The organism is Bradyrhizobium sp. DOA1, from assembly GCF_001593325.1.
In the GTDB taxonomy this organism is placed as follows: domain Bacteria; phylum Pseudomonadota; class Alphaproteobacteria; order Rhizobiales; family Xanthobacteraceae; genus Bradyrhizobium.
This window is the reverse complement of sequence record NZ_JXJM01000001.1, coordinates 5,765,960-5,786,737: the sequence shown is the minus strand read 5'-3', so window position 1 is coordinate 5,786,737 and position 20,778 is coordinate 5,765,960. Positions and strand designations below refer to the sequence as shown.

General features: G+C 56.6%; 19 protein-coding genes and 1 pseudogene. 13 read left to right on the top strand and 7 right to left on the bottom strand.

The window, feature by feature from the left end:
* Positions 1-494: 494 nt before the first annotated feature.
* A complete protein-coding gene (locus SE91_RS26690) occupies positions 495-1,166 on the bottom strand; it encodes a secretin N-terminal domain-containing protein (protein WP_061851343.1) in 672 nt (223 codons plus the stop codon).
* A 224-nt stretch (positions 1,167-1,390) separates the two neighbouring features.
* Between SE91_RS26690 and SE91_RS37275 the strand changes: the two genes are divergently transcribed.
* From SE91_RS37275 to SE91_RS26640, 11 genes are all read left to right on the top strand, one after another.
* A complete protein-coding gene (locus SE91_RS37275) occupies positions 1,391-1,906 on the top strand; it encodes a nodulation protein NolB (RefSeq protein WP_245318545.1) in 516 nt (171 codons plus the stop codon).
* A gap of 9 nt (positions 1,907-1,915) precedes the next feature.
* Positions 1,916-2,782 carry a type III secretion system inner membrane ring lipoprotein SctJ gene (gene sctJ / locus SE91_RS26685; RefSeq protein ID WP_061849758.1) on the top strand — a complete coding sequence of 289 codons (867 nt, stop codon included), beginning with the start codon at positions 1,916-1,918 and terminating at the stop codon, positions 2,780-2,782.
* 88 nt (positions 2,783-2,870) lie between these two features.
* Positions 2,871-3,425, top strand: coding sequence for a nodulation protein NolU (locus SE91_RS26680; protein WP_245318544.1), 555 nt, complete (start codon positions 2,871-2,873; stop codon positions 3,423-3,425).
* A complete protein-coding gene (gene sctL / locus SE91_RS26675) occupies positions 3,422-4,045 on the top strand; it encodes a type III secretion system stator protein SctL (RefSeq protein ID WP_061849756.1) in 624 nt (207 codons plus the stop codon). Before SE91_RS26680 ends, sctL begins: the two co-directional genes overlap by 4 nt.
* Before the next feature lie 44 nt (positions 4,046-4,089).
* Positions 4,090-5,397: a type III secretion system ATPase SctN gene (gene sctN / locus SE91_RS26670; protein WP_156490056.1), complete on the top strand. Its 1,308-nt coding sequence runs from the start codon at positions 4,090-4,092 to the stop codon at positions 5,395-5,397.
* The gene (locus tag SE91_RS26665; RefSeq protein ID WP_061849754.1) at positions 5,373-5,924 is read left to right on the top strand and encodes a hypothetical protein; all 552 of its coding nucleotides are present in this window, start codon (positions 5,373-5,375) and stop codon (positions 5,922-5,924) included. Before sctN ends, SE91_RS26665 begins: the two co-directional genes overlap by 25 nt.
* A complete protein-coding gene (gene sctQ, locus SE91_RS26660; RefSeq protein ID WP_349540893.1) occupies positions 5,924-7,042 on the top strand; it encodes a type III secretion system cytoplasmic ring protein SctQ in 1,119 nt (372 codons plus the stop codon). The genes SE91_RS26665 and sctQ overlap by 1 nt, the downstream gene beginning before the upstream one ends.
* Positions 7,035-7,700, top strand: coding sequence for a type III secretion system export apparatus subunit SctR (gene sctR / locus SE91_RS26655; RefSeq protein ID WP_061849753.1), 666 nt, complete (start codon positions 7,035-7,037; stop codon positions 7,698-7,700). Before sctQ ends, sctR begins: the two co-directional genes overlap by 8 nt.
* A gap of 1 nt (position 7,701) precedes the next feature.
* Entirely contained in the window at positions 7,702-7,977 is a 276-nt protein-coding gene (locus SE91_RS26650) for an EscS/YscS/HrcS family type III secretion system export apparatus protein (RefSeq protein ID WP_061849752.1), read from the top strand.
* A 244-nt stretch (positions 7,978-8,221) separates the two neighbouring features.
* Positions 8,222-9,037 carry a type III secretion system export apparatus subunit SctT gene (gene sctT / locus SE91_RS26645; protein ID WP_061849751.1) on the top strand — a complete coding sequence of 272 codons (816 nt, stop codon included), beginning with the start codon at positions 8,222-8,224 and terminating at the stop codon, positions 9,035-9,037.
* Positions 9,034-10,071 carry an EscU/YscU/HrcU family type III secretion system export apparatus switch protein gene (locus SE91_RS26640; protein WP_061849750.1) on the top strand — a complete coding sequence of 346 codons (1,038 nt, stop codon included), beginning with the start codon at positions 9,034-9,036 and terminating at the stop codon, positions 10,069-10,071. The genes sctT and SE91_RS26640 overlap by 4 nt, the downstream gene beginning before the upstream one ends.
* Positions 10,072-10,246: 175 nt before the next feature.
* Here SE91_RS26640 and SE91_RS26635 read toward each other — a convergent pair whose 3' ends face one another.
* The 3 genes from SE91_RS26635 to SE91_RS26625 are packed head-to-tail and all read right to left on the bottom strand — an operon-like array spanning position 10,247 to position 13,046.
* Positions 10,247-10,879, bottom strand: coding sequence for a CpaD family pilus assembly lipoprotein (locus tag SE91_RS26635; RefSeq protein WP_061851341.1), 633 nt, complete (start codon positions 10,877-10,879; stop codon positions 10,247-10,249).
* A gap of 8 nt (positions 10,880-10,887) precedes the next feature.
* A complete protein-coding gene (locus tag SE91_RS26630; RefSeq protein WP_061849749.1) occupies positions 10,888-12,333 on the bottom strand; it encodes a type II and III secretion system protein family protein in 1,446 nt (481 codons plus the stop codon).
* The gene (locus tag SE91_RS26625) at positions 12,330-13,046 is read right to left on the bottom strand and encodes a winged helix-turn-helix domain-containing protein (protein ID WP_061849748.1); all 717 of its coding nucleotides are present in this window, start codon (positions 13,044-13,046) and stop codon (positions 12,330-12,332) included. Before SE91_RS26625 ends, SE91_RS26630 begins: the two co-directional genes overlap by 4 nt.
* Before the next feature lie 1,331 nt (positions 13,047-14,377).
* Between SE91_RS26625 and SE91_RS37825 the strand changes: the two genes are divergently transcribed.
* Positions 14,378-14,566: an HU family DNA-binding protein gene (locus SE91_RS37825; protein WP_245318543.1), complete on the top strand. Its 189-nt coding sequence runs from the start codon at positions 14,378-14,380 to the stop codon at positions 14,564-14,566.
* A gap of 37 nt (positions 14,567-14,603) precedes the next feature.
* On the opposite strand, the gene SE91_RS35680 is transcribed toward SE91_RS37825, so the two are convergent.
* Both SE91_RS35680 and SE91_RS35675 read right to left on the bottom strand, forming a co-directional pair.
* Positions 14,604-14,798 carry a hypothetical protein gene (locus SE91_RS35680; RefSeq protein ID WP_082813832.1) on the bottom strand — a complete coding sequence of 65 codons (195 nt, stop codon included), beginning with the start codon at positions 14,796-14,798 and terminating at the stop codon, positions 14,604-14,606.
* Positions 14,799-15,335: 537 nt separating this feature from the next.
* Positions 15,336-15,542 (bottom strand): cold-shock protein, encoded by a 207-nt coding sequence (locus SE91_RS35675; RefSeq protein WP_082813831.1) that lies wholly within the window; start codon positions 15,540-15,542, stop codon positions 15,336-15,338.
* 722 nt (positions 15,543-16,264) lie between these two features.
* On the opposite strand from SE91_RS35675, the pseudogene SE91_RS35670 reads away from it, so the two are divergent.
* A pseudogene (locus SE91_RS35670) lies at positions 16,265-16,922 on the top strand (helix-turn-helix domain-containing protein).
* 601 nt (positions 16,923-17,523) lie between these two features.
* Here SE91_RS35670 and SE91_RS26615 read toward each other — a convergent pair.
* Positions 17,524-20,175, bottom strand: coding sequence for a PAS domain S-box protein (locus SE91_RS26615; RefSeq protein ID WP_061849746.1), 2,652 nt, complete (start codon positions 20,173-20,175; stop codon positions 17,524-17,526).
* Between the last annotated feature and the right edge of the window lie 603 nt (positions 20,176-20,778).

Genomic DNA, 20,778 nt, shown 5'->3' with positions numbered 1-20,778 from the left:
GTGTGGTGCAGCCCGAGATCGCGAGGAAGTAGTATCGATGGGCAGACTCCGGCGGCTCCGATCGGTTGCTCCCGGTTAATCGGTGCGTCCGCAGCCTGATGTCTGCGAGAACCTAAAGCAGCGTCGTCGTCTGTGTACTTTGCTCGATATCGTAGGATTGATTAGCTTTCGAGAAGCTGACGACGCTTAGAAGAATTCTGAATCAACTTAAAGGCGCCCAATGCTGCAGCGTCTTGTTGAGTGCCCCTATTGCGCTGATTTGTTGCGCGGTCGCGCGTCCTGCTGCGGGTATCGGTAACAACAAGAACTCGGTGGATCAGTCGCATTCGCTGGTTCGTGCAAAAATGCCACCCTGATTTCGCGGCGTCCCATGGTCGACCGGCTGGAAGAACGCGGCACACCCGCGTCTCGCGGCAGGAGCTACCGAAAAGCTGACCTTGACCAAGCATACGGCGAGCGTACTGCGCTCCTTCGCAAGTCAATCCAGGCGTAGCTCATCTTTGACCTGGACCAGGCGCCTGAACCACGCTGTCATGTTGTGGCGCCGCAGACGAGAGAGGGATTTCAGGTCGTCCATCACGAATGACCGTACTTGAGGCCCCGCGAAACAGCATCAAAACCGACTCGTGTGCCCGCTTTTCCACCATCGTGGAGTTTGGCCGCGCCTGTGCCTCCGTCACTAGGCCTTTGAGCGTTTCGTCCACAAGCGCGATAAACCGAGGGGGACCGGAAGCGAAGACGAGCCCATCTCCCGGTGCGGCTCTCACGACGTAGCGCTCGTCGGAGATGTTAAGTGCATCCAATGCCGACTTCAACGAATTCAAAGTGATCGGATTCAAGACAAGCAGACGGCTTTGTGCCTCGCTTGCGTGGGATACGTAAAGCACCAGCCCATCGTAGTACCATTGAAGATTGTAGAGATTAGTCAAACGGTCCAGGAACTCTCGCGGTGCAAGGTCCGGCATTCGCCCGCGAATTCGTCCCTTCACCTCGGGGCTGACATTGACTCGGATATTCAAATTGTTGCCGAACTCCTGCAATGCGGCCGCGAGGTCCTGGTCCAGAACCGTGTAACTATAGGGAGCCGATGGCAGCGACAGCGGGGCGGCGAGAGCCCTAACGAGACCCAAAAAAATGAAAATTCCAATGTATAGAAGGCTCTTCAAGATCTGCAGCCTCGTGGCTCGGATGAGGATCAACGGTGTTTGGCGCTAGAGAACGCGCGCCAAAATTTGTCCGTCAATCTGAAGCCGAAAATTCGGCGCAAATTGGAAGCCAAGCGCAATTTTAAATGACGGTGTTCGAGATTCCTGTCAGCTTTTTGTCAGCTGGCTTCTCTAGGCTGGTGGGCCGACGACGGCAACACAGCTAATCTCATCACGAGAGAGCAATGATTTCTTCTACGATGTTGGGCATTATACCGATCTCTGCCAACCCCGCTGAATGTCCCTCTGAGGTCTGTTCATCGGCGCAAGACAGGTTTCATGAGAGTCTTGCGCAGGCGGCTTCGAAGCAAGATCCGGCCTCTTCGGTGAGTGGTGGCGTGCCGGCTCCGTCGGAAGTTGAACGTGCCGTCACACAGGCAGGTCCGCTCGGCGAGCGCGTTCTTCAGAATCTTTCTGCAATGCACAGAGGCAGGCTTTTTTCTGCGAATGCACTTCCTTCGGCGGCCGCCGGCGACCCGGCTCGTCCGAAGAGTCTCGAATTTGGGCCGGCCGCGCGGCCGGTCTTGCGTTCGCACGAAGTTGAAATGCATCCGGTCGGCAAGCCGGAAGACGTGGATCATTTCCAATCGACATTGGCAAATCTGAAGGATGCTTACAACGGTGTCATTCAGGTTTCGCTCGTTTCCAAGAGTGCTGGCGCCGTAAGTTCATCTCTGAACAAGCTGCTATCAGCGGGCTAGGCGGCGTCGATGGCTCTCTTGACGCAGAGAAGGATCGATTTCGGGGCTCCGGCAGGAAGGTGGTTTCATGCATTTCTCCTATTCCCGCTTCTGCTCTCGTTGGCCGGTTGCAAGGCCGATCTCTATACTAAAGTTCAGGAGCGCGAAGCCAACGAAATGCTCGCTCTTCTCCTTAGCAAGGGCGTCGATGCCGTCCGTGTTGTCGGTAAGGATGGTACCAGCACGATTCAAGTCGAAGCAAAGCAACTTGCCTTTTCGATCAACCTGCTGAATGACCAGGGCTTGCCGCGCCAACCTTTCAAAAGCCTTGGGGAGGTGTTCAAGGGGGCGGGCCTGGTTGCCTCCCCGCTCGAGGAGCGCGCCCGCTATGTTTACGCTCTAAGCGAAGAGTTGTCGCGCACGATCAACGATATCGATGGTGTTCTCTCGGCTCGTGTGCATGTTGTTCTGCCGAAGAATGACCTTTTGCGACAAGATGCTACTCCGTCCTCGGCGTCGGTCTTTATTCGACATGACTCCAATGCAAAGCTCTCCGCCTTGCTACCCCAGATCAAGATGCTCGTCGCTAACAGCATCGAAGGGCTATCATACGACAAGGTAACAGTCGTGTTCGTGCCGGTTGAGCGGGCTCAACATGAGCTGTCGTCCGTGCCAGCAGCTGCTGCGGGGCAATCAGGCAAGCTTGTGTCGACCCCCTTTCTTGCGGTGGGTATCGGAGGGGCCGGCGCCGCCTTGGGCGTCTTATGCTACTTGCTGCTGAGCACGCGTGTGCGCCAGCTCGGTCAATTCTTGCGGAAAGTGGCAAATCTCGGCCCAGGTGCGAGTATGCGCGCCGTCAAAACTGCCGGTAAAAAACTGAACTCGGATTCGAGATAGGCGGAATCTAGTGGCAGTATTGATGACATCGACAGAACCAAATCGTTCGCCAGGCCCACATACAGATCGCCCTCGCGAGTTTGCTGCCTTGATCCATCCAAGCCGTTTTGCCGCGCATCTCGATCCGTTACTGACGCCTTCCACAGTGCTGCAGTTGCAGAAAACGCCCAGACTGCAGGAAAGGCTAGCCGCTTTACTGCTCGGCAGTGAACTGGTCTCGAACGGAAGTAACCGGGGAAGAGACGTTCTGCTCGGGCATGATCCGCGTCGCGCGTCACTACTTGTCGGCAGTATCTGGCACGCCCGTTCGGTGCTCAACTTGGTGTCAAAGCATGATCTTGCTCTTCTGATCGAGAATATTGGTGCGGAAGCACATCTTTGCGCTATTCGACACTTGTCCAGTGCCGTCGCAACCGAAGCGATTGTCGATCCGGAGCAACTTTCGCAACGGATTGAACATGACGGATATGCCTGCCTTGGTGCCTGGCTCGAACAAGCGTCGGAACTTGACCGTGCCCGCGTGCTTCTCTGCTTGCCTGTCGGGACCGCCGCGGAGCAGCCAGCCGCCGAACACCACGAGGCCGCAGGCCAATTGCTGTCCTTGGTGATGGCTCAATTGGCCGCGGAGACACGGCCCGCATGACCAGGAATGACCTAGCATTGCCAGAACGCCCGCAGATACGCCCGCTGGGTCCCCTCATACCAGCCTCGGAACTTGCTATCTGGTCCGATGCGGTACGGACGCGCGCGCTAGCAGAGCGGTATCTACAGCAGGTTCGCAACTGGGCAAGGAAAGCTTATCAGCGCGAGCGGGCACGCGGCCACTCCGAAGGCCTGAGGACAGGCTCGGACGAAATGGCGCGGCTGGTTGCCCGGGTTGCTTGTGAGGTCGCGCGGCGAAAAGCCGTGCTAGAACAGGAATTGCCACAGCTCGTCATGGAGATCTTATCTGGCCTGGTAGGCTCCTTCGATCCGGGCGAGATGTTAGTGAGGTCCGTTCGTCATGCCATCGAGCAAAGATATGGCAGCGCGGAAGTGTGTCTACATGTATGTCCTGTGAACGCCGATGCGCTGATACGCGAATTCGCGGCGTTTGATGGAACGGATGGTCGACCGAAAGTTCGAATTGATTCGGACCCGACTCTGACACCGGATCAGTGTGTATTGTGGAGCGAGTTTGGCAATGTCGATCTAGGACTTGCCGCGCAGCTCCGCACATTGCGGCTGAGCCTTAGCCGGTCTTCACAGGAAGGCCAATCTTGACCACGCAACCAACGGACCATGACGATGCGGCTGGTGAAGGAGCTATGCACGCGGCGTTATCATCTCTGAGATCTACGGCAAAGCACGTCAATACGCGCGCCGTGCGCGGACGGATCACAAAGGCCGTCGGCACCTTGGTTCATGCCGTGTTGCCGGGAGCCCGTGTTGGGGAACTGTGCCTGTTGCAGGATCACAATACCGGATGGTCACTTGAGGCGGAGGTTATCGGTCTGCTCCCCGAGGGCGTGTTGCTCACGCCAATCGGCGACATGATAGGCCTGTCTAACCGCGCGGAAGTGGTGCCGACCGGGCGGATGCAGGAAGTCTCAGTTGGCCCCGATTTGCTTGGCCGCGTTATCGATAGCTTCGGCCGGCCCCTCGACGGCAAGGGTCCGATAAAGACGGCTCACACTCGCCCCCTCCGGGGTAGGGCGCCCAACCCAATGAGGCGGCGTGGCATTGAGCGGCCCTTTGCGCTCGGTGTCCGCGTGCTCGACGGACTTCTGACGTGTGGCGAAGGCCAGCGGATTGGGATCTATGGAGACGCTGGTTGCGGCAAGTCGACACTAATGTCGCAAATTGTTAAAGGCGCGGCCGCCGACGTGACCATAGTTGCGCTCATAGGAGAGCGCGGACGTGAGGTGCGTGAATTCATCGAGCGCCATATTGGCGATGCACTCGGTCGTACGATTGCCGTCGTTGAGACTTCCGACCGATCAGCAACCGAGCGCGCGCAATGTGCTCATATGGCGACGGCACTCGCCGAGTACTTTCGTGATCAGGGATTGCGCGTCGTTCTCATGATGGATTCATTGACACGCTTTAGCCGGGCGATGCGTGAGATCGGGCTTGCCGCGGGAGAACCTCCGACGCGGCGCGGCTTTCCTCCGTCCGTCTTTGCGTTGCTGCCGGGTCTATTAGAGCGTGCCGGTATGGGCGAGCACGGCTCGATCACGGCCTTCTATACCGTGCTTGTCGAAGGTGACGGCACAGGCGATCCAATCGCCGAAGAGTCTCGCGGTATTCTCGATGGTCATATAGTCCTTTCACGCGCGCTCGCCGCACGAGAGCATTTTCCGGCCATCGACGTGCTGTCGAGCCGAAGTCGAGTGATGGATGCGGTCGTCTCTGTGCCACATCGCAAGGCCGCCTCTGTCTTCCGTGACCTGCTCTCGCGCTATAATGAGGCCGAGTTCTTGATCAAGGTCGGTGAATACAAGCAAGGGGGCGATCCGCTAACTGACCGCGCAATAGCCTCCATCGAGAAGCTGCTGAATTTCTTGCGTCAGGGGCAGGATGAGCTGTCCACTTTTGAGGAGACCGTCACGTGGATGTCGCGTCTGATCGCTTGAAACCGCTCGAAGCATCAAAATTGCGGCTGGTGAAGGACATGAGGGAGCGAAGCGCGCTTCGTCAGTTATCCAATATGCAAGCCAAACGCCAGATCGCGGTTGAAGCCGTGGAGAGAGCCTCCGAGAATCTGGTAAGCGCCGAGAAACGCCGCGCAATGCTCGAAGCTGAACTTTATCTGGCCTTGGCATTGTCTGATACGATGTGCGTCAGCGAACTCGATCGTCGGTGCTATCTCGCCATTGGGCGACTCACGGCTGAGATCGCTGTGGCACGTCAGGCGCTTGAACAGGCGCGCATCACTCAAGATGAGGTCCAGGCCGCGGTTGATGAGGCGTGGGCCGTGTGGTCCAAGCGTTCGGCGGCGAGTCAGAAATGGCAGAAGATTGAGTGCGATGCTCAGCGCACGACCAATGCTCGTTCCGAGTTCGCAGCTGAAATCGAAACGGACGATGACATCTTGCTGCGGTACAAGGGCGGATCGCGCAGCAGGGCGGCTGGCGATTCAATCTTTGGCGATCCAATCTGATGGCTGCTTGTCTTATGCCGGAGCAAACTTCCCCTTCTGTGGAATTGAGCGCCGATAATGTGCTGGGTGAACCCGCTCTGTTCGATCCTCCGGTAAGATTGTCGCATACCGTTGTCTCATGGCTCAATGAGATCGCCGCTCGACGCACGATTCTGAAGAGCCACCTTGGCGATACGCCGATATCGATGCGGATGAACCGGCTCGTCTGGCAGGCACAGCCATCGGCGGCGTCGATGCTCGACTGCGTATTTCGCATCGGGGCCGAAACGGCCATCTTCTCGTTGCCACGCCCGCTGGTGTTGGCGCTGATTTCGACGGTGCAGCATGGCCTTAGCCTACCTTCGGACCCAGCCCGCTCTCTCGTCCTCGAACTTGCGCTTGAACCGTTGCTCGTTCAACTGGAGAACTTGTTAGCGCAAGATTTGCAAGTTATCCGGATCGACGAAGCAACGACGCAAGGCCCTCATCTGGAACTGGACATCGCCTACGGGTCGCTTACGAGCAAGGCGCGCCTTTTCCTATTCTCGTCCCTCGACGGTCGGGTCCCGCCTGCATTCTGTACGTTAGGCGAGTTGCTTGGCCAATTGCCCCGAGAGATGCATAAGCTTTCTCCGGAATTGCCTATCATGGTTGCCGGAGAAATTGGCTCGCTATGCGTGTCCGTTGGGCTTGTTCGACAAGCACAAGCTGGCGACGCGCTGTTGCCGGAGGTCATTCCCCTTGCACGCGGCCAGGTCATTCTCACTGCCGACAAATTGTGGGCCCCGGCCGAGGTCGCTGACGACAGACTGATCCTGCGGGGACCGTTCCGCCTGCAACCCCACCCTTTAAAGAGTGCATGTATGACGACACGAAACCAAGCACAGCCACCCACCTCCCTTTCGGAAACCGACATCGACAGTATCGCGATTACGCTGGTGTTCGAATGCGGCCGTTGGCCAATCCCGCTGGGTACGCTGAGGGGCGTCAACGAAGGACATGTATTCGAACTTGGCCGCCCCCTTGACGGTCCGGTCGACATTGTTGCCAATGGTCGATTGATCGGTCAGGGCGACATCGTGCGTGTCGGGGAGGAATTGGCTATCAGGCTACGTGGCAGGTTGGCAGTCAATGACTGACATTCAGCCAAGCATCCTTGCACTTGTTGCACTGACGATCGGCCTCGGTCTGCTGGCGTTCGCAGTCGTCACAACGACGGCGTTCCTAAAGGTTTCTGTCGTTCTCTTCCTCGTGCGTAACGCACTCGGGACCCAGTCCATACCGCCGAACATCGTTCTGTACGGTGCTGCGTTGATCCTTACCGTCTTCATTAGCGCTCCAGTGTTGGAGCAGATTTACAACCGCGTTACGGACCCGCAACTTCACTATCAAACCCTCGAGGACTGGGCGACAGCCGCAAAGGAAGGGAGTGAGCCGCTGCGCGCTCACCTGAAAAAGTTCACCTCTGAGGAGCAGCGCACGTTTTTCCTTTCTTCTACAGAACAGGTTTGGTCTGAGGAGATGCGCAGTAAGGCAACAACGGATGACTTTGCGATCCTTGTACCGTCGTTTCTAATCTCAGAACTTAAACGTGCGTTTGAAATCGGTTTCCTTCTCTATCTTCCATTCATAACGATTGATCTAATTGTAACGACGATCTTGATGGCCATGGGCATGTCAATGGTGTCGCCCACAATGATATCTGTTCCCTTTAAGCTCTTTCTGTTCGTCACGATCGACGGATGGTCGCGGCTCATGCATGGATTGGTCTTAAGCTACGCCACGCCCGGAGGTTAATATGGACGAAGCCAGCATTCTTACTCATTTGAGCCGATCTCTCGTCCTCTTTATGATTTGGGTTCTGCCACCGCTCTTGGCAGCTCTCGTGGCCGGATTGGGTGTTGGCATCCTCCAAGCGGCAACACAGCTCCAGGATCAAACCTTGCCTCTTACCGTGAAGCTCCTCGTCGTTGTCGCCGTGCTCGTTCTGTTTTCTCCGGTGCTAAGCGCCCCCCTTATCGAACAAGCCCAACATATCTTCGCTGAATTTCCCTCCCTCACATCGAGATATTAGGAGAGAATCCAAGGCGAAGTTTGTGGTGAAGCCTCACTGGTGGACTGTTGGGACTGCGTAGGCTTATCGAGCGTTAGCCGCAAGCATGAACTATGGAAACGTGAGCGCACCGCGCAGGACGCGGTTCGGCCGTGCTCACGTAAGGGGCCACCCGGCCGTCGATCTCTGAGGCTTTGTCACGTCAAACATCATGGCGCAGCGAGCGGAGCTGCCTTGGATTGGCTCAGGCGTACCAGCACATCAAATGAATGGCTTGCCACCCACCGAGACGCTAAGTCTAATCCAGACCGCGCTTGAATTCGTCGTTGCAGCCGGCCTTAGTGCGGCCCGGGCCCTCGGTATTATGTTGGTGCTTCCCGTATTTACCCGCCCCCACATTAGCGGGATGATCCGCACAAGCTTGACGATCGTGATGGGTCTGCCATGCCTTGCGCATATAGAAGCCGGATTGCAAACGCTGGATCCGGCCACCCGTATGATCGCCGTCGCTTTCCTTGGTCTCAAGGAGATATTTATCGGCCTGGTTTTCGGGATGCTACTAAGCGTACCGCTATGGAGCATACAGGCAGTTGGCGAAATCATCGACACCCAGCGAGGTGTTTCGAACCAGCTGGACGATCCTGCGACGCGCAGCCAAGCCTCGGCCACGGGTCTTTTTCTTGGTACTGCTGCGGTTACGATTTTCGTTCTGTCTGGAGGTCTGCAGACGATAGTCAAATGCCTTTATGGCAGCTATCTGATCTGGCCCGTGTATCGGTTACTACCGTCCCTGACCCTGCAAGGCGCAATGGAGTTTATAACGCTTCTCGACCATATCATGTACATGACCCTGCTGGTCTCGGGACCCGTGCTGGCTCCGCTGCTCTTAATTGAGGTATCTCTCATGTTGCTTGGGCGCTTTGCGCCGCAGATTAAGCTGAACGATCTCTCCGCCATCATCAAGAATGTCGCCTTTGGGGTCATCATGGTCAGCTACACCGTCTTCCTCATTGAATATATGGGAGCGGAGATTATCCAGTTCTACGGCGTGCTGGAGTGGCTCGAGAAGTTCTTCAAATGAACGATTCGGGCGAAGAAAAAAAGCTTCCGCCAACTCCTAAGAAGTTACGGCAGGCGCGCAAGAAAGGACAGATCCCTCGCAGCAATGACTTTGTGAGCGCGCTCAGCATCTGCGCCGGGTTCGGCTGCTTATGCCTCAGAGCGGGCTCGATCGAAGACGTATGGCGTGAAGGGGTGCAGCTCGTCGACAAGTTGCAGGGGCAGCCATTCAATAGTGCGGTCCAGCAGGCATTGGTCGGATTGATCGAACTTTCGATGATCAGCGTTGGCCCAATCATCGGTGCGGCCGTGGCTGCGGGCATCCTTGCCAGTGTCTTGGCTAATGGTGGGCTGACGCTCTCCGTGGAGCCACTAAAACCAAGTCTTGAGAAATTAGATCCTATCAAAGGACTGAAACGACTTTTTTCTCAGAGATCGCTTGTCGAGCTTTGTAAGTCGCTGATCAAAGTGTTCGTTCTCGGCGCAATCCTGCTTTTCACCGTAATCGCGACTTGGAAGGCGCTGGTATACTTGCCTATCTGCGGTTTGGGTTGTTTTGGCTTTGTCTTCAAAGAGTTCAAGTTTGTGATTGAGATCGCTGCTGGGGCATTTCTGATCGGCGGCTTGACCGATCTGCAAATTCAGCGGTGGTTGTTCTTGCGTGACATGCGCATGACACAGAGCGAAGCAAAACGCGAAACTAAGGAACAGGAAGGCAATCCTCAGATAAAGGGTGAACACCGTCGCCTCCGTCGCGAATCGGCGAACGAGGCGCCACTCGGCATCCATCGCGCTACATTAATACTGACGGGACCGGCGATATTGATTGGGCTGCGCTATGTTCGCGGGGAGACTGGAGTCCCTGTATTGGTTTGCCGCGCCGAGGGCGAACCTGCTTCGCGGTTGGTTGACCAGGCGCGGACCCTGCATCTGAGTATTATCCGGGACCCCGCGCTGGCGCGGCAGCTGATTCGAAAGGCTACGATGGGCAAGGCCGTTCCGATGGAGTGTTTTGAGAGGGTCGCTCAGGCAGTTTTTGCAGCCGGCCTGGCCTAGCTTCACGGAAACTCGATGCGTTCGGGCGGCGCAGTCAAAGACCCCAACTGACGGGCTTGGCGGGGTCTGAAACCGACGCGAGGAAGGGTAGCTGCTGTGGCGGCCCACGCCTTAGAGGACTACCGAAATGGTCGACGGTGGCAACCAATGCTCATTCTGCGCAGGTACGAGCCGCTCATTGGGCTTCTGCGGGAACCCGGGTGTGACTTTCGTCTTCCGAGTTGCTCTTGTTGCCCGGCGTGACGCTCCCCCGTGCGGTAAGGGGAGCTACCGCGCGATCACCGCTGGTTGACATGACAGCGTTATTCTCCAACAAGTCGGCCGGATCATTGAGCATGACGCCAAGGTTATTCCGGATCGAGCAGCCAAGCGTTGGATTGAAAGAATTGTCGTCCACTGAAGGGCCGACGATTGAAAGGCTTGGACAGACCGGAGGATGTGCTTCGTGGGTGATCGCTTCGACTCGGACGCCGAAATGGGAGGGCAGACCTACCGGGAAAGCGGACAGGCGAATATTATAAGATGGAACGCCCATCGTGCGTGCCTCGTGTGCCACCTGCGTAACCAGCCGGGGCGAGCCACTGACCTCCAGATGGAGTGCATCCCGTCGACCGCGACTGGCATTCGCAATGAAATCACGCAGACCGTACCTCTCGGCACGACCGAGAGCCTGTAGTCGCAAGACCGCTGTCTTCTGCTCCACCTGGATTCCTTGCTCAGGCGTCCCAGAATAGGTCGCATCAGTATGTGTGCATCCGCCCACGGTTGCCGCGACAGCGATCAGGTGGCCCAGGTTTCGCAGGCTCATCGCGGTTCTCATTCAATAGTTAAGCCGGCCGCGCCGGTTGCGCCTGGTTCGGTGCGGGGAGCATCCCGGCCTCGCGGCGAGCTTGCCAACGTATTCGTCAACGTTCGCCCCGCGTCTGATGGTGGTCGGATGCGGTCAGTCGGCGCGCTTATCTTGCCGGCAGACGATGCTGGCCGCACGATGTAGGGGGTAACAACGATGACGAGTTCCGTCTCCTGCTTCTGAAATGAGGAGGAGCGAAACAGCGCACCAAGGATCGGCACATCGCCTAACCCAGGAAACGTGGTGATGTCCGTGTTGAAATTGCGCCTGATCAGCCCCCCGATTGCAAAGCTTTGACCGCTGGCAAGCTCGACGACAGTACTGGCACGTCGCGTGGAGAGGCCGGGCAGAGACATTCCGTTGATGCTGACCTCACCTTCTTTCGATAACTCGCTGACTTCAGGCTTCACGCGGATATTGATCTGATTATTGTTGAGAACGGTCGGAACGAACTCTAGGCTGATTCCGAATTGACGGAATTGAACTGAGACTTGCCGATTGTCCTGCATGACCGGTATTGGGAATTCGCCGCCTGCGAGGAAGCTTGCTGATTCGCCGGACATTGCGGTAAGATTTGGCTCCGCCAACACTGACGCGAGGTGCTCGTTGGCGAGTGCGTCAAGAACAGCACTGATGTTCGTGCCGCCAGCGCCAAATCCGATACTTGCCGTGCCGCCGCCCTGACTCGCACCGGAACCGCCAGGCTTGCCACTGCTAAACCCGAAAACGACCGCGCCGTTTTGACCCGATGCAGAAAGGCTGATGCCAAGCTCCTTCATGGCACTGCGTGAGACCTCCGCCACGCGCACGCTCAGATTAACCTGTAATGAGCCCGCGACCTGGATCTTGTTGACGACCAGCGCGCCCGCCCCCAGAAACTGCTCTGTGATCTTCTTGGCACGCTCGACGACGTCTGCACTGGGCGCTGTCCCGCTAAGAATGGCGCCACGCGGCGTATAAGTGACTTGGATCGGATAGTCTCCGAGCTCGGCCTTCAGTGCGGCACGCAGATCCTCGACAGGTTGGGTGACGACAACGCGAAACTCGGCTAACGCCTCTCCATTGTCGTTCAAAGCGAACAGGCTGGTCCGTCCTGACTTTTTCCCAAAGACGAAGATGGTCGTATTCGATGGCGCCTGGTAGTCGGCTATCGTCGGGTCGGCAACAAATATGCTGGCAGCTGCCGCCGGAAGATGAACGGTCTTGCCCTGCGAGGAGGAAAGATTCAAAGTTCCGCTAAGGCTGTCAGCCGTCGCGCGCGGCGCACCCTGATTAGAGTCGCGCTTTATCTGAGCTGCGGAAGTGGGAGCAAGAACGAGAGGGACCGTGCATACGGCATACAGAAGGCACGCAAGAAACGTGGCTGTAACCGCGACCGGCCGTCGACTGCGAAGATCAAGGGCGAACTTCAAGGGAGCGTCGTTTTCAAGTTTGATCGGCGAGGCAGCGGATCGTTCTTCAGTTCAAGCGCGTAGCCGACGCCCCGCGCGGTTTTGATCCGTAGCGTCGCGCCCGACTTGTTCAAATGTGTCCGCAACCGATAGATCCCCACTTCTAAGGCATTGGTTGAGACTTCGTCGTCGAACGCATAGAGGCCTTCCTCCAGCGACGCCCGCGGCACGGTGCGGCCTGCTCGGCTCAACAGATGTTCAAGAATGCAGACTTCGCGGCGTGCAATTCTCAATGGCCGATCGCCAATTGAGACTTGCCGTCCGATAGGATCGAAATGTAAGTTGCCGAAGGAGACGACGGGGGCCGTCATTTGCGTCGATCGTCGCAAAATGGCGCGCATGCGAGCGATGAGCTCATCGAAAGACACCGGTTTGGGCAGGAAATCGTCGGCACCACCATTGAATATCGCAATCCGGGTGCCGAGATCGTTGAGGCTGCTCATGATCATGGCGGGCATTGAACATCCTTCGCGTCTCAATTGTTTCAGCCAGTCCAAGCCATTTCCATCCGGCAGAACCAATTCGAGCAAAAGAATGTGATAGCTGGCGCAACCTAGCGCCGTCTCCGCTTCGTCAAGCGTGTGGATTACATCAACGGCAAAACCGCGAACCAACATTGTTTCCTTGGCGGCTCGCACAAAGGCGGCATCGCGATCTACCAGGAGAATTCGCATATCATCGCCTATCTTGCGACTGCGCCAGGACCTGGGCGCATTACGATCGACAACGAACGTCGGTGAACCCACCACATGCTCGAGCAGGTCGAGTTGGAGAGCAACAGACTGAAGAGAGAATTCAATCGCACGAGTTCCTGATTGCTCCTTCTAAAGCGCGGCCATGACTTATGGGGCTTCAGGTAAGATCGGCAAAATCGTTTTTTTTATGGTAGGCATCCAACCGGCGAATGGGTCGTAGCGAAATGCACGTAGTCAGCGAGCCGCGTCAGGATCACAGAACGAATCCCGGCTTCAGCGCAAGCCGACGACGTCAAGCAATGGCAATTACAGTCCATCACAAGCAATAGCAATGGAGGGGTAGCAACGATCTGATACTTGAGCGTGAAGCGCCGGACGACAGAACCTGGAGCATCTCGCATCGCTGCTGAGCTGCAGACGCCGGTTAAGAAGCGCTAGCAATTCCGTTCCTCAAGGCGCTTTGCGGTCTTCAATGCCAGTGCGACGGCTCTGCGAAAATCGCGGCCAGCGCTGCCACAGCGGCTCGTCGAACCAGCTGTCGAAGCCCTGATCAAGCCGACCGGCTTTGATTCAGCGGCGATCGTATTTCTATGCACCGAAACGTGTAGGGGCCCCGCCGCAAGCCTATCTAGAGCCGATCGATTGGCATCGCACTGCCCGTCATGAGGTCCGCCATCTGAGCGGTCATTTTCACCGCCGCGATCTTCGACCCTTTTGGTATCAGACAGCACGCCTTGAGAAGCTAGGTCAGCTGTCCGCCGCGGTTGCTGTGCCTCGCTCGGCATCGTTCCGACGTGCGGCACGCCAATTGCTTCGCCACGTGATTAGAAGGCTGCGCGAGGGGACAAGCCTGCGCGCCGCAAACCCAGCAAACAGCGGACGACATCCAGGCTATTCGCCCAATGCGATTGTGAGCGCGACAGCGGAGAGTGAGGCAGCGTGAGCCTTTGGCGGATTTGAGAAGGAGGGATAGTTGTACCGTCTTACGACCGAGCTTGGTCTGATGTTAGAAGCGATCATAGTGCCGGAAATTCAGTTGAAGCCACCCTTGTTGGGGCTCCAATAGGTTTAAGCGCGTAAGTTGAGGAAAACCGACGTTAAATTATCCTCGCGGTCTCGCCCTGCTCGAAGTTATGGGGCCGGCCTAGAACATCTACTTCAAGGGTTCTGCGTCTCGTCTAGGTATGCATCATGGCCAAGATGACCAAAAACCAGCCGATTGACGCAATTGCTGAGAACGCAGCTCTCCAAGGCCGACACAAAGGCCGTCATCGAGGCCGGTGAGTTTGTTGTTCCGGGGTTTCGTAAAAATGTCCGTCGTAAGCAAGCCCGCTACTGAAGCTCGCAGCGGAATCAACCCCTTTACAAAGGAGCCGCTGGAATTCGCGGCGAAGCCGGCTAGCAAATCCGTCAAGGCGTCACCGATCAAGGCTGCTAAAGACGCAGGCGGTATGACAGAGAATGCGCAACCCAAGCTTAGATCTGGCGACTGCAGCTAATCGCTAACGCTTCACCATCGAGCGAGTGCTTTGTCAGTCAGGCCTTGCGATCATTTTGCGTGAACGGAAGCGGAATCGGTCGGGCTGTGGGGCGGGAAGCACGCGAAGGATTGCGCGCCCTGAATTCATAATTATCAGCAAGCTTCAAGAGACGTTGCTTGGTGAATGGATCAGCTCTTTCAGCAATGTCACGGACTTGCGAAGCCCGAGCCCGATAGAAATCCTCGTTCATGAAAAACCAATCCCATGTTGCCTCTAAAGGCTCGAGATCTCTCGCCTAATTCGGCAAGCGGCCTCTTCTTCTTTGTGCTATAGCAGAACCGGCTTCTAGTCGTTTAGGCGGTGCCACGAAACAAAGCTCCAGCGATGATCGAATATGCATGCCTCTGATCCTATACACGTCTAGGAGTACGGGTGAGAATACGTTGTATGTTGATCCCTATCTATCTTTCCAGTTGCTCTCGCTCGCCGGTGAGCTTGTTCATTTGAGGTGACTGCGATGGTCAGAAAAAGCTGGGCAGCTCCGCGTACTCATGCTTCTACGAATCTCTGGCACAGGGCTGACGCCCGTTTTGCGTCGACGAGCCTGTTCGCTGCCGTGAATGATCATACAGATGCTCGACGGCCCTAGCTCGTGTCTCGACAACGCAATTAGGTTGATGGACGAGGAGGCGGCCTCAACGGCGCAGCGTGTTGAGGCCGGAATGCTTCTTCTTGATCGAGTCCCGGACGCAGTTCAGTTCGCCTTTTGCCATCCCTGCCGACGAGCTCATCCAATTCTGAGGTCTTCGGCAGAAAGTTTCCCAGAACGACTAGCCTTGGGCTCGTAGCTAATTCGGGCGCCTTCCGCCAGGCCGGTATGGCCGGCCCTTTCAACGGCACTAATGTGCACGAAGATGTCTGGGCCTCCATCGTCTGGTTTGATGAAGCCGTATCCTTTGGACGTGTTGAACCATTTCACAGTACCCATTGCCACTGCAGCATCTCCAATTGAGTCAACTCAATCTAACCGACAGCTGAGGCCGGCATCAAGGGCGATGAAGCAAGAAGACTGGCTTCTCATAGCAGGCAACCGATACTACGCGCTTGCATGTGGCGCGACCGTTTAGATGGACCTCAATGACCGACACTTTGTATTGGTTGGTACGGAAACGAACACGGCATTGTCGTGCTCGTAACATCATTAGTGTGAACGTTGTCGGGCCAAGATTCGAAGCGCACATTCGCTGGAAAAATGCAATTTCCAGCCAGAAGCAGCAGGTTTAGTGCATGAGATTCGGATAGGGCGCGATATGGTGAAAGACGGCGAATGGTCCGGAAAATTCGCAGTCATTGTGATCTCGTCCTCATCTGCTTTTTTTGATCGCGACCGCTGCCGCCTATTTCTCGTCGCCAAAGATCAAAATGGCGGAGGGATCCTGTATCTCACCATGCCTCAACGTCGGGTGAGGACACCTCACCGGAGTATTGTTGCGCCACCGCTCCTTATCCGTCGGTCATCCTCAAGCGCAACTCACCACCGCGATTCCGCGGGATGGCAGCCGCGCTGACTGATAGGGCTGAGTCTGAGCTGAAGCGATGTACAAGTGTAGCCTTTGCAAACCACGTTGCTTCCTGACGAGGCGGCAAGAGCTGCAGTTTGACTGCAGTGGCGCTAACTTTGCAGGGATGTCGGGTTAATCATCAGCTAAGATCCTCATGGCAAAAAGAAGATTGGACATCAAACTGCAATCGGCCCAGCTCAGGAGTGCCTCATGCTTTTTCGCGCCACCCACTAACAACAGAGCGCCTCGCTTCAACTCGCGTTCTGACCTAGCGATTGCAAGCGGCGCAAATCCGAGCGTCAAATTGGGTGAGTTGAGTTACAGTATGGGGAAGGAGATTTACGGCGAGCTTGCGGATGGTCGGCGGCAGGTGGGTGCGTTTCATCTGGTCCGCGATATCCTCGGACTTGAAAATGGTGAGAGACATCAGTTCACAGCAGAGGCAGTCGTCGCGACGACAGTTCGCTTGATCAGGCGCACCAGCCTTGAAGACGCGGCCGAGAACGATGCGGTCGTCCTCCGCAATTTGCTCAGGGTGACGGCCAAAAATCTGCAGCACGCCGAGAACCATATGCTGCTTGGACGAAAAACCTCGCTGGAAGAGGTGGCCGCCTTTTTGCTTGAAATGGACGAGCACTCGGCCGGCGCATTGTCCGATATTGCCGACCACCTTGGCCTGACACCCGAAACTGTGTCGCGCGCCTTGTCCCCAGCTGCACAGGCAGTTGGTCCTCGAGTTTCTCGGAAAAAGCCAGCGCAAAATCGTAATCCGCGACCGTCGGCAGCTCGCAAGTGTTGGTTCACAAAGATGATCGGTCCGGAGCCACTTCTCGTCCAACTGGAGAGGCCCGGGCCGGGTGGTTTGGAGCTGCAAAGTGCAGAGGGGATCGGCTCCTCCAGTGAAACCCGCTGTTGCAGCTGCAGAACGTCGAGTCCGGATGGGGACTTGCGGATTGCCAGAACTGCTCAGAATTAATCCTGATGCCCAGCTCGGCCAGCCCGAGCTCCCGGCTATTTGCTGCCTCGTAGACCGGTAGCCACAGTTCGACGCCGCTTGCTCGCGAAGTCTTAAGGTCGCAAATAAAAGGCTTCGGCTCGCGGCTGTCTGTGGGCCCACAGTCCCTCGCGATTTTTCCTGAACGCTCCGCCTTCCTGGGCCCGTGCTTTGGGAGACGTGAATGTTCAACTTGGCAAGCTAAGACAGCAGCCCACTCGTCCTGGCCGTCTGGACCGGATGGCAAGAGCCGAAGGCCTGCTCTGCAGCATTTTGCGGGCCGATCCGAATGCGCTTAAGTCCAGATCCCGTCAGTGAAAGGATCCGTTAGAGATCGGCATCTCGCCGTGGGTTTAGACAATGACGCCATCGTACATGCGGACCGTTGACCTTCCTCCGTGCCGCTAGTCAAAGTCCAATCACGACACGACTGGCAGGGCAAATTGAAAGGTCGCGCCCGGCCCTTGCTTGCGGACGATTGAGAGGCGCCCTCCGTGAGCTTCTACGATTGAACGACAAATCGACAAACCCATTCCAAGGCCGGTCGACTTGGTGGTGAAAAACGGATCTAAGATGCGAATCCTATCATCCTCAGCGATGCCGACGCCGCAATCAGTCACCGAGAGCTGCACACGTCCCTTACTGTCCATGGATGATTCTATCACCAGCTCGCGGGCCCGGTCGTCAACTTCTTGCATCGCCTCGATCCCGTTCATCACCAGATTGATGATGACCTGTTGCAGCTGAACCCGGTCACCAAGGACCGTGGGAAGCGCGAGCGCTAACTCAGTTCGCAAGGTCACTTGGTGATTAACTATCTCACGTGTCACTAGCGCTATAGCTTCGTTCACGACCTCATTGACATCGAGCGGTACCATCTCGATATCACCTTTCTTCGCAAGTGTACGGACTCTGCGGATTACCTCGCTTGCCCGGACCGCATCCTCAATGATCCACTCCACTGATCTGAGCGCGGCGGGAATATCCGGAATTTCGCGGCGTATCCAGCCGAGGCACGCATCGCCGTTGCTGATAATGGCCGCGAGCGGCTGGTTTACCTCGTGGGCTATGGAGGCTGTTAGTTCCCCCAGCGTCGTCACGCGCGTGACATGCGCGAGATCTGCCTGTGACTTCCGCAGCTCTTGTTCTGCCTGATCTGCGCGAATCTTCGCCGTGATGTCCGTGGCGACGCCACGGTAGCCACGAAAGCTGCCGTTTTCATCAAAAAAGGGCTTGCCGCTGGTCTGGAAGTAAATGGCCGAGCCGGTCGCGCTAATGGCGCGATAAATCAGATCGCGAAATGGGAGATGTGCGTTGACCGTCGCCTGATGCTGCCGCCACTTCTCAGGTTCTTCTTCAAAGTCGCACGCGATTTCCCAGCGAGGCCGGCCAATGGCCCCTGTGGCCAAGAGCCCCGTAGCGCTGGTGTGCTCCGATAGTGTGAGCCGGTGATCCGGCCCGGTCTCCCATAGCCAGTCGGAAGCAGTTTCCGCGTAGTCACGAAAGCGTTGCTCGCTCTCACGCAGCGCAGCAAGAGTGTTTTCTAACTTTTCCCTAGCTGCGTGTTGCTCGGTGACGTCCATATGCGTTCCGATGAGTTCGACTGTCACGCCGTCGCTTCCCAACACAGCGTGCGCAACGGCGTGTATGTGCCTTATCGCCCCATCGGGATGACAGATTCGAAAATCGTATTCGAAGTTGCCGGCTTTCTGTTCAATAGCCTGACGCTGTACTTCCTGCTGCAGCGGTAAATCGTCAGGATGAATACGCGAGCGGATGGCCTCAAGTGTCACGGGCTCTTCCGGGTCGAAGCCGAATAGACGACTGACTTCGGCGGAGCGATACGCAAAACAGCGACGGTGGCAGTCCCAGGACCATGTGCCCGTGCGACTAAGCTGCTGCGCGTCCGCCAGATAAGCCTCACTACGGAGCAGTCGCCGTTCCGTCTGCTTCGCTGCCGTGATATCCGTCGCCGCCCCGACGAACTCGATCTCGCCAGATGCCGTTCTCGTGGCCCGTGCTCGTGCGTGAATGTGCTTTATTGATCCGTCGGGCATCAGCAGCCGGTATTCGTGCTCGAAGTCCTCGCCTCGCGCCGCTCGATCCAACGTCTCTTGGACCGAAGCCTTGTCGTCCGGGTGGGTGCGGTCAAGGACGTGTTGCGGTGTCGGTTTGATGTCAGGATCGTATTCGAAAATCCGGAAGTTCTCCTTCGACCAAAAGACTTCGTCGGCAGCGTTCCAACCGAAGCTGCCGGTGTGACTCAATTCCTGCGCCTGGGCCAAATGGGCTTCGCTTCGCTGCAGCGCAAGTTCTGTCCGCTTTTGTTCAGTGATATCTTCGCAGGCAATGAGGACGATGGGCTTGTCATCGGCCCACAGCATGGCTTTGGCGTTTTCGCGCACCCACAGCACCGAGCCATCTTTTCTGACTTTCTGGATGTCCCAGGTGCGCGATTGGCCGATATCTGTAAGACAACTCCCAATGCATTTGCGAACGACCTCACGATCGTCTTCCGGAAAGACCTTCAGCACGGATACGCCGATTAGTTCGGCAGGCGTATAGCCGAGCTGGGTCGCTCCGAAAGTATTGACGTTCAGGACCGTCCCGGCTTCATCGACCATGAAGTACATGGCCGGGTTATGCTCAAAGATTGCGCGCCACAGTTTCTCGCGGTTATGCAGATCGGCCGCACTGTGCCGTAGCTTGGCCGCGGTCTCACGCGCAACTTCCCTTTGGTGGCGAACTTTTCCTATCAGGTGCGTTCCGACAATCGACGCGCTCAGGAAAGCGACAACCACCACAAGGTCTCGGGGATCATCGATCCGAAAACTCAAACTCGGCGGCGTAAACACGTAGGCTAAGCTAGCGACGGAGACGATGGAAAGGACCAATGATACGATGAAGCTGCCCATCAGCGAAAACAGCAAGATCACCACCAGATAGGCGAACGCCGTGGCTGCGAAAGGGCTGTTGATATACAAGGAAGCTAGCGTCACTGCTGCTAGCGTAATGCTGCCGACGATGAATTGCGTCCCTGAACGTTCCAATGTGGTGAGCTGGTTAAACATGCTTGTCGCCGTCCGGTCCTTCTGGCGGAGAGATTAATGATCAGGCTAAAAATACAGCACTTTATTCGACCCGGACAGGCGCTCCTGGGCGCTTTCTACGACCTCGCTAAAATAAGCACAGCGGAAAAAGGCGCATTATAAACCTATGTATATTCCTCTAAACATTAGCTATTGAACGCTCACGTAGGAAATTACCTTCGTTTTGAGTTTTTAGCTGTTCTCCTCGATGGTAAAGCAGCATGTTGCAGCCCGGAGTTGTTGCGGAGACCGGCCGATGGGTGGATCGTGGGCCATCCAACGTACTCGAGCGGCATCCTTGGTGTTACCATGACGAGAAAGTCTGCTGGCTCGGATACGGGAGAACGGCTGCTTTCACTGAGCCGATAGCGTGTCCAGGGGACATTCTCCAGCGCCCGACTGAGAATGGCATGGCGTCGACGGCACTCGTGAGCCACATAGTGGTCCGGAAATGCGCCTGGTATCTGCCGCCGTGCCGGCAGGGGCAGATCGTGGCCGGCCGCGGCATCCAGCTGACTAAGCGACACTTGGACTCGCTACAAAGTCGCATCGTCGATAGAGCCAGCCGCGATGTCGCTGAGGAGC